This window comes from Neoroseomonas rubea, from assembly GCF_016106015.1.
GTDB lineage: Bacteria > Pseudomonadota > Alphaproteobacteria > Acetobacterales > Acetobacteraceae > Neoroseomonas > Neoroseomonas rubea.
The window spans coordinates 1-8,710 of record NZ_JACADQ010000164.1; the positions used below are offsets into that span (position 1 = coordinate 1).

The 8,710-nt window shown below is 72.9% G+C and carries 8 protein-coding genes; all 8 read right to left on the bottom strand.

Features of this window, described 5'->3' with window-relative positions; all coding sequences use genetic code 11:
- The coding region (locus HW577_RS15200) for a DUF1190 domain-containing protein (RefSeq protein WP_198377000.1) at nt 1–493 on the bottom strand (493 nt) is incomplete at its 3' end.
- Nucleotides 494–502: 9 nt separating this feature from the next.
- Nucleotides 503–928 carry a DUF350 domain-containing protein gene (locus HW577_RS15205; RefSeq protein WP_198377001.1) on the bottom strand — a complete coding sequence of 142 codons (426 nt, stop codon included), beginning with the start codon at nt 926–928 and terminating at the stop codon, nt 503–505.
- Nucleotides 929–950: 22 nt separating this feature from the next.
- The gene (locus tag HW577_RS15210; RefSeq protein WP_198377002.1) at nt 951–2,135 is read right to left on the bottom strand and encodes a glutathionylspermidine synthase family protein; all 1,185 of its coding nucleotides are present in this window, start codon (nt 2,133–2,135) and stop codon (nt 951–953) included.
- A gap of 4 nt (nt 2,136–2,139) precedes the next feature.
- Nucleotides 2,140–3,312 carry a glutathionylspermidine synthase family protein gene (locus HW577_RS15215; protein WP_198377003.1) on the bottom strand — a complete coding sequence of 391 codons (1,173 nt, stop codon included), beginning with the start codon at nt 3,310–3,312 and terminating at the stop codon, nt 2,140–2,142.
- 7 nt (nt 3,313–3,319) lie between these two features.
- The gene (locus HW577_RS15220) at nt 3,320–5,035 is read right to left on the bottom strand and encodes a hydantoinase B/oxoprolinase family protein (protein WP_198377004.1); all 1,716 of its coding nucleotides are present in this window, start codon (nt 5,033–5,035) and stop codon (nt 3,320–3,322) included.
- Complete coding sequence (locus tag HW577_RS15225) at nt 5,032–7,110, bottom strand: hydantoinase/oxoprolinase family protein (RefSeq protein ID WP_198377005.1); 2,079 nt, start codon at nt 7,108–7,110, stop codon at nt 5,032–5,034. Before HW577_RS15225 ends, HW577_RS15220 begins: the two co-directional genes overlap by 4 nt.
- An 18-nt stretch (nt 7,111–7,128) precedes the next feature.
- Nucleotides 7,129–8,097, bottom strand: a complete 969-nt coding sequence (locus tag HW577_RS15230; protein WP_198377006.1) for a Bug family tripartite tricarboxylate transporter substrate binding protein — start codon at nt 8,095–8,097, stop codon at nt 7,129–7,131.
- Between the two features lie 121 nt (nt 8,098–8,218).
- A partial coding sequence (locus HW577_RS15235; protein ID WP_198377007.1) for a hypothetical protein occupies nt 8,219–8,710 on the bottom strand: 492 nt, incomplete at its 5' end.

The following is an 8,710-nucleotide window of genomic DNA, read 5'->3' on the forward strand; positions in this document are numbered from 1 at the left end:
CGGGCGGCGGGACAGCGCGCGGGGATGGCAGCAGCGCGGGCGCGCCGCCGGCCGAGGGCGCCGGCTCGGACAGCGCCCAGTGCTGCTGATCCCGGTCGCGCAGCACGGGTACGAGGTCGCGCGTCGAACCCGGCGCCAGCGTCCAGCCGGCGAGGGTCGGCCGCCAGCCAGGACCCGTCGCGGCGAGCGTCTCGCCCTCGCAGGCGCCGGTGCCGAACAGCGTCTCGCAGGCGGCGATGGTGGTGAAGCGCGGGCGCGTCGTGGCGTGCTCGCCGGCGATCGCGCTTTCGATCCGGTCGCAGCGCGCCGGGTCCTCGCCGAGCCGCACATGCGCCGCGCGGCAGGAATCGAGCCTCGCCTGGGTCTGGCCCGGCAGGTCCGGCGCCGGATCGTCGCAGCCCGCAGCACCCAGGCCGACCGTGACCAGCGCCACCGCGCGCACGGTCGCGGAGCGGCGGCGGGAAGGCGGCGGGCGCGCGGCGTCGCAGGCCATGGCGGCGGCTCAGCCCGACATGACGGCGTTGTTGAGGATGCCCGCGCCCACCTGCATGAAGGCGACGAAGACGGCGCCGCCGCCGATCTGGTCGGCCTCGATCTCCTCCTTCAGCCGGCCCGGCAGCAGCATCGACAGGATCAGGTGCACGACGAGCTGCACCGCCACGGCGACGACGCACCAGATGATCTGGTCGAGCGGCCCGGCGGCGGAGCGCGCGACGGCGGCGATCGGCAGCACCATCCCCAGCGCCTTGCCGCCGAAGGCCACCGCCGTCGGCAGGTTGCCCGCGCGCAGCAGCGCCAGTTCCGCATGCGGCGTGGCCAGCGACACGATGACGAGCCCCGCCACCCAGAAGACGGCGCCGAGGCCGAAGGCGATCAGGAAGTTCAGGAAGGTGGATGGGAACAGGGCGAGGATGTCGGCGGCGGTCATCGGTGGCTCCCCGGCTCGCGCGTCAGCCGCGCAAGATGTGTGGCACGAAGCGCGCATCGGCCCCGGTGACGGGCCCGCGCGATTCACGGAAGGACAGGCCGGCGGGCTCCCCGCCCACCATCCAGACGGAGGCGGCGGCGTGCACTGGCCCGCGCCCGGAGTCGAAGACCGGCAGAGGGCAATGGGCCTGGTAGAGCAGCGGGCCGACCTCCTCGACCGGCATGGCGCCGGGCTGCTGGCCCGGAAGCGTCACATGCTCTCCGTCCCAGCCACGGCAGGGCTTCGCCACGAAGGCGCCCGTCGCGGGCCGCTCGAGGAAGGTCGGCAGCAGATGCGGCGCGCCCGGGGCCCTTTCCCACAGCAGCGTCATCATCGCCTTGTCGGCGAGCAGCCGCGTCCAGGCGCCGGGATAGATGCGGGTGCGGCTCATCGGCAGGAAAGCCGCGTTCGGCTCGCGCTCCATCCAGTCCCAGGGGTAAATCTTGATGAGCGCGTCGAGCGCCTCGTCGCGATCGTTGGTGAAGCGCTCCGCATCGAGGTCCCAGCCCACCTGGCCGATGGCGCAGATGCGCGCAGACAGGCCCGCGGCTTCCGCGATCTCGACGAGGAAGTCCGCGTCGAAGCGCTCGCTCGTATCGGCCGGCGCGCCGCTGCCGCCCGTCGCCCCGCCGCAGGCGATGGCGAAGCGCTTCGGCAGGCCCATGCGCGGGATGTGCGCCGAGAGCTTCTCGAAGACGAGGTTCTCCTGCGAATCCGACGCCTGGCCGGAGGCCGCCTGCCAGCCCTCGAACCAGCCCCATTGCACATGGGAGGCCTCGGCGAGGCCGTAGGGCGAGTCCGCCTCGTAGTCGAGCAGCATGGGCGTGCCGTCGGGGGCGAAGGAGAAATCCATCCGCCCGTGCAGCGGCGCGTCCTTCGCGCGCCAGGATTGCGCGATGGCGGCCTGCATCTGGGGTCGCGCGATGCCGAAGCGCGCATAGTCGCCTGTCGAGACCACATGCTCGACGGCGTTCATGTACAACGCCTCGATCCGCGACGCGGCGTCGAGCAGCGCGCCCGCGGCCTTGGCGTCGATCACATAGGCGCCGTCCGTCACCCAATAGGGCAGCCCATCCGGCCCCTGTTCCATCAGGCCGAATTCCTCCAGCCGCTGGATCGCGGCGGGAGGCGAGCGGAGCGGGATGCGCTGGAAGGGCGGGCTCGCCATGGCGCTACAGCACGACGTGGGGCACGAAGCGGTCCTCGAGCGTCGTCACCAGATCGTCCCCCTCCCGGATGCCGAGGCCGCAGGGCTCCTCGCCCGCCATCCACACGCCCATGACGGGATAGGCGAGTCCGGCATCCGGCATCGCGTGTCCCGGCAGGGGTGCCCATTGTTGCCAGATCACGGGCGAGGGAGGCAAACCTTCCGCCACCTCGGTCGAGACATCCCGCTCCGCCCCTTCCACGCGCATCCCGTGTCCTTCCAGGCCCAGCGCCGGCTTGCCGATCGCCGGCCCGTCGATGGCCGCGCGATCGAGCGAGGCCGGCAGCAGCAGAGGATGCCCGGGGAACATCTCCCACAATGTGACGAGGATCGCCTTGTTCGCCTGCAGCATGCGCCGCGCCGGCTCGATCCAGCGCGTGCGGCCGAGCGGCAGCAGCCGGCCGCCTTCCTCCGCATCCAGCCAGTCCCAGGGGTAGAGCTTGAAGCAGGCCTGGAGCGGGATGCCCCCGGGGTCGGTGAAGCCCGTCCCCTCCTGCCAGGAGATGTCGTCCACCGGCAGGAAGGCGGCGTCATGCCCCGCCGCCTGCGCCGTCGCCATCAGGTAGGCAACCTGGGCGATCTCGTCCTCGCGCTCGCGCTCCGCGGCGAAGTGGACCAGGCGCGGCAGGCCGAGCGCGGGCCAGCGCGCAACCAGCGCGTCGTCGATCCGGTTCCACTGGTCGCTGCCCGGGCGCGTGTCCGGGCCGGGCGGCGTTTCCTCGAACCAGGCGAGTTGCACCACGGCGGCTTCGAGCAGCGCGGCCGGCGTCTCGGCGTTGAACTCGAACATCTTGATGCCGCCATCGGGGTCGAGGCGGAAGTCGAAGCGGCCATAGAGGGATGGCTCGCCCGCGCGGTGCGAGGCTTCGACGAGCGCGGCGAGGCGGTCGGTAAAGCCGAAGGCGCCATAGTCGCCACGCCGCACCACCGCATCCGCCGCGGCGTCGAGCATCGGGGCGAGTTCCCGCGCCGCGCGCTCCAGCGCCTCGGCGGCCTCGGGTGCGAGCGCGTAGCAGGCATCCCGCGCCCAGTATTCGCGCCCCTCCGGCGAGTGGAAGCCGAAGCCGAGCGCCTCGGCGCGCGGCAGGAAGGCGTCATTGCGCAGCAGCGCGCGGCGCTCGATGGCGGGGCGCGCCATCGCCCGTTCAGCGCGCGGCGCGCAGCCGCGCGGTGGCGACGAGGTCGGGCTCGCCCCCGGCGGTGAGCACGACGCCGTAGTCGGCTTCCGCCGCCTCGGGATCGATCAGCCCGTAGCGCACATCCCGCGCGACCAGTGCCGGGTCGCGCGCGAAGGGGTCGCCATAGCCGCCGCCGCCGGGCATCTCCACGATCAGCCGGTCGCCCGCGGGGATGATCTGCAGCCCCTTGATCGCGAGGCCGCCGCCGGAGCCGAGCGAGAGCCGCCCGGTCGCCCCCGCCCCGCCGCCCGAGCGCCCGCGCGCCGGATAGACGCCGCGTTCGAAGCGCGCCTGGATGCCGAAGGCGGCGTCCTCGCGGCTGCCGATTTCCATCCGCTGGCCGAGCCCGCCGCGCTGCCGCCCCGGCCCGCCCGAGCCGCGGCGCAATTCCTTCCGCCAGACGACGAGCGGCGTGATCGCTTCGGTGATCTCGACCGGCACGTTGCGCACGCCCGATGGGAAGGGCGTGGCCGACAGCCCGTCCTGCCGCGGCCGGGCGCCGGCGCCGCCCGAGTGGAAGGTGGTGACGTTGAAGGCGCGCGTCGCGGACCCTTCCGTGCCCGTCAGCCCGTGCCCGGCGAGCAGGCTCAGGTTCCACAGGCTGGACGTGCCTTCCGCCGGCACCGTCTCGGGCAGCGCCTGGTCGAGGCAGCCATAGACGATGTCGGGCAGCATGTGGCCGATGACGGAGCGCGCGTAGACGGCCGCGGGATGCGGCGCGTTGACGATGGTGTTCTCGGGCGCGGTGACGATGACGGCATCGAGCGTGCCGGTGTTGTTCGGGATCCAGGGCGCGAGCGCCGCCTTCACGCCGAAGGAGGTATAGGCCTCCGTGTAGCAGATCGGGCAGTTGATGGCGTAGCGCGACAGGCCCGAGGTGCCGGCGTAGTCCACCTGCACGCGGTCGCCGGCGATGGTCAGCGTCGCGGCGAGGGTGACCGGCGCCTCGAAGCCGTCGATCGTCATGCGGGCGGACCAGCTGCCCTGCGGCAGTTTCGCGATGACATCGGCCATGGCGCGGCGGCTGCGGGAGATGATCTCCTCCCCCAGCGTTTCGAGATCGCTGAGCGTGAATTCGCGCATCATCTCGCGCAGCCGGTGGCCGCCGGTCTCGTTGCAGGCCACCAGGGCGTAGATGTCGCCCACCACCTGCACCGGCTCGCGGACGTTGGCGCGCACCATGCCGAGCAGGTCGTCGTTCATCGTGCCCTGGCGGGCGAGATGCATCAGCGGGATGTAGAGACCCTCGTGGTAGATCTGGCGGCCTTCCGCGCTGACGCCGAGGCCGCCGATATCGACCACATGCGTCGTGCAGGCGAAGAGCGCGACCGCGCTGCCGTCGAGGAAGATCGGCGTGACGACCGTCAGGTCGAACAAATGCCCCGTGCCCTTCCACGGGTCGTTGGTGATGAGGATGTCGCCATCCTTCAGCGTCTCCGCCGGGAAGGCGTCGAGGAAATGCACGACGGACCGGGCCATGGAGTTGATGTGCCCCGGCGTGCCGGTGACCGCCTGGGCGAGCATCCGCCCCTTCATGTCGAAGACGCCGGCGGAGATGTCCCCCGCTTCCCGCGCCGCGGTGCTGAAGGCGGTGCGCACCAGCGTCTGCGCCTGTTCCTCCACCACCGAGAGCAGGCGGTTCCAGAGGATCTGGACCTCGATCTCGTTGATCGTCCGGCTCATCGCGCGATCCTCTCGATCAGGATGTGGCCGGCGGCGTTGGGGCCGGCGCGGAAGCCGGCGGGGACCAGGGTGGAGGTCTCGGCCTCTACGATCACCGCGGGGCCCGTGATGCGCGCGCCGGGGGGCAGCGTGGCGCGGTCGTGGATCGCGGCCTCCACCACGCCGCCCGTGCCGGGGTCGACGATGCGGCGCATCCCCGTGGGTGGTGGCGCGGGCGCGTCGGGCGGGTCGGCGATGCGCGCGGGCAGCGGCTTGGTTTCCGCCAGCGCCAGCGTCCAGGTCAGCGCCTCGATCTCCAGGCGCGGGATCGTGCGGCCATAGAGCGCGTGGTAGGTCGCCTCGAAGGCCGCGCGGAAGGCAGGCAGGCTGTCCGCCGTGTAGGGGCCGGGCGGCAGCGCGACCGGCACCTCATGCCCCTGGCCGCGATAGCGCATGAAGCCGGTGCGGGTTTCGGTCAGCGCGGCGGCGGGCGCGCCGAGCCGTACCACCGCTTCCGCCTCCGCGCGCATCGCCTCGAACAGGCCGTTCACCAGCGCGGCGTCGAAGGCGGCGAGCGGCACCAGCCGCGTGCGCACCACCTCGTAGCCGATCGGCGCGCCGAGGAAGCCATGCGCCGAACCCACCCCCGCGCCCACCGGCACCAGCACGCGGTCCATGCCGAGCTTCTGCGCCATGCGCGCGGCATGCAGCGGCGCAGCACCACCGAAGGCGATCATGGTGCGCCCGGCCGTCTCCTTGCCGTTCTCCACGGCATGCACGCGGGCGGCACTCGCCATGGTCTCGGTGACGATCTCGGTGATGCCCAGCGCCGCGGCCCGCACGTCCATCGCCAGCGGCGCGGCGACCGAGGCCGTGCAGGCCTCCACGGCCGCCGAGGGCGTCAGCGCGATATGCCCGCCGGCGAAGCGCGCCGGGTCGATCCAGTCGAGCACCAGGTCGGCATCGGTGACCGTCGGCAGCGTGCCGCCGCGCCCGTAGCAGGCCGGGCCCGGCATCGACCCCGCGCTGTCCGGCCCCACCGTGATGCGGCCGAGGCCATCGACGCGCGCGATCGACCCGCCGCCCGCGCCGATCTCCACCATGTCGATGACCGGGATGCGCACGGGAATGCCGCTGCCCTTCACGAAGCGCGCCGCGCGGGCGATCTCGAAATGCCGGGCCTGCTGCGGCTTCATGTCGTCGATCAGCGTGATCTTCGCGGTGGTGCCGCCCATGTCGAAGGCGAGCGCGCGGTCGATGCCGTTCTCGGAGGCGAGGATCTGCGCGAGGATCGCGCCCCCCGCCGGCCCACTTTCCACCAGCCGGATCGGGAAGCGCCGCGCCGTGCCGACCGTGGTGATGCCCCCGGAGGACATCATCAGAAGCAACGGCGCGGCCGCGCCCAACGCGCGCAGCCCGTCCTCGAGCCGGCCGAGATAGCGCTCCATCAGCGGCAGGACATAGGCGTTGGCGACGGTGGTCGAGGTGCGCTCGTATTCGCGGATCTCGGGGCACACCTCGGAGGACAGGCAGATCGCCTCGGGCGGCAGGTGGCGGGCGAGGATCTCCCGCGCGCGCGCTTCATGCGCCGGGTTCTGGTAGGCGTGGAGGAAGGAGATGGCGAGCGCCTCGACCCCCGCCGCCTTGGCCGCTGCGCCGATGCGGTCGACCGCCTCCTCGTCCATCGGCAGCAGCACCGTGCCATCGGCGGCGACGCGCTCGGGCACCTCGAAGCGCCAAGGGCGGGGGACCAGCGGCTCGGGCCGCTCCATATACAAATCGTACTGCTCGAAGCGGTGCTCGTAGGCCATCTCGAGCGAATCGCGGAAGCCGTCGGTGGTCACCAGCGCGGTGCGCGCGCCCTTGCGCTCGATCAGCGCATTGGTCGCGAGCGTCGTGCCGTGGATCACCAAAGCGAGGTCGGACGGCGCGATGCCGGCCTCGCGCAGGATATCGGCGACACCGTCGAGCACCGCGCGCTCGGGCGCATCGTGCGTGGTGAGAAGCTTGGCCGAGAGGCTGCGTCCGGGCAGCGCGAGGACAAGGTCGGTGAAGGTGCCGCCGATATCGACGGCGAGGCGCGCGCTTGCTGTCATGCTGGTCCTTCGGCGCCGTCAGTCGGCGCGGATGTTGGCGGCCTGGACGACGGCGCGCCAGGTCTCGAGCTCGGCGCGGACGAAGGCCGCGAAGGCGTCGGGGGCCATCGGCGCGGGGTCGAAGCCGATGCGGCCGAGCACGGTCGCGACCTCCGCGCGCGCGAGGATGGTTGCGAGTTCGGCGGAAAGCCGCTCGCGGATCGGCGCCGGCGTGCCGGGGGGAGCCACCAGCCCGTACCAGTTCGAGATGTCGAACTCCGGCACCGCGGAGCCCACCGGCGGCGTGGTGGGCGACGACGCCCAGGCCGCGGCGGAACTGACCGCGAGCAGCCGGACCTGCCCCTGCCGCACCATCGGCCAGGCGGAGGTGTCGCTGAAGAAGATGTCGACATTGCCGGCGACGAGGTCGGTCAAGGCGGGCGCCGTGCCGCGATAGGGCACGTGCACCATGCGCACGCCAAGGCGCAGGTTCATCAATTCGGCGGCGAGATGCGTGCCCGTGCCCACGCCGCCCGAGGCGAAGCGGATCGCATCGGGCTGCCGGCGCAGCAGCGCGACGAAGGCGGGAAGGTCCTGGGCCGGCAGCGAATTGCGGCAGACGAGCAGCAGCGGGCTGCGCGCGAGCATGGAGACGAAGCCGAGGGACAGCGGATCATAGGGCGTGGGCCGCACGACCGGGCCGGCGGTCATGTTCCCCGGGCTGACCATGGACAGCGCATGCCCGTCGGGGGCCGCCTTCGCCACGCTGTCCACGCCGATCGCCCCGCCCGCGCCGGCGCGGTTCTCGATGACGATGGGCTGGCCGAGCGCGGTGCCGAGCGGCTCGGCCAGGATGCGCGCGACGGCATCGACGCCGCCGCCCGGCGGGAAGGGCACGACAAGCCGCACGGGGCGCGACGGATAGCCCTGCGCCGCCACGGGCCCGGCCGCGACCAGGCCGCCGAGCAACCCCTGCGCCGCCGCGCGGCGCCCGATGGGGAAGGACATGGCTGCGCACCCCGTTCCGGCGCGGCGGCGGCACGTTCCGCGGATGCGGCGGCCGGCGCGCCTTCGGGGGAAGCCTAGGGGCGGATCGCGGCGCGCGTAAACCCGCGCGCCTCGCGTCACGTCACGTCACGGCATCGACCGTGCCGTCCAGGTTCATGATGCCGGTGTCCACGCGCAGCGACGGCTGGCGGCGCGCGACCTCGGCGCGGAAGGCGCGCAGGGCCGTCGCATGCGCCTCGCTCTCCGCCGCGCGCGTCGCGACCGCCGCTTCGCCGAAGGCGAGCTTCGCCGCGCCGCAGTCGCGATGCGTCATCGCGCTCACGCGCCGGATGCTGTGCAGTTGGACCGAGACGGCAAGGTTCTCCCAGAAGGCGGCGTGCCATCCTTCGAAGCGCGGATGCACCGCGCCGATCGGCCCGCCCGCGATGACGAAGTGGCTGTAGCGGTCGCGCAGCCCGTGGGAGGACATCCAGAGGAAGCTGCCGGTGGTGAAGCGCGGGTCGATGCAGTTGACCAGCATCGCCTCGTACTGGCCACTGCCGGCCAGCGCGCCGCGCGGCGCGAGGGCGGCGAAGCCCGCCGCGGCGGCCAGGCCGAGCAGGCCGCGCCGCCC

Bases quoted from the DNA above. Each gene is read 5' to 3' on its own strand.
- HW577_RS15205 (WP_198377001.1), bottom strand. From the start codon at position 928: ATGACCGCCGCCGACATCCTCGCCCTGTTCCCATCCACCTTCCTGAAC.
- HW577_RS15210 (WP_198377002.1), bottom strand. From the start codon at position 2,135: ATGGCGAGCCCGCCCTTCCAGCGCATCCCGCTCCGCTCGCCTCCCGCC.
- HW577_RS15215 (WP_198377003.1), bottom strand. From the start codon at position 3,312: ATGGCGCGCCCCGCCATCGAGCGCCGCGCGCTGCTGCGCAATGACGCC.
- HW577_RS15220 (WP_198377004.1), bottom strand. From the start codon at position 5,035: ATGAGCCGGACGATCAACGAGATCGAGGTCCAGATCCTCTGGAACCGC.
- HW577_RS15225 (WP_198377005.1), bottom strand. From the start codon at position 7,110: ATGACAGCAAGCGCGCGCCTCGCCGTCGATATCGGCGGCACCTTCACC.
- HW577_RS15230 (WP_198377006.1), bottom strand. From the start codon at position 8,097: ATGTCCTTCCCCATCGGGCGCCGCGCGGCGGCGCAGGGGTTGCTCGGC.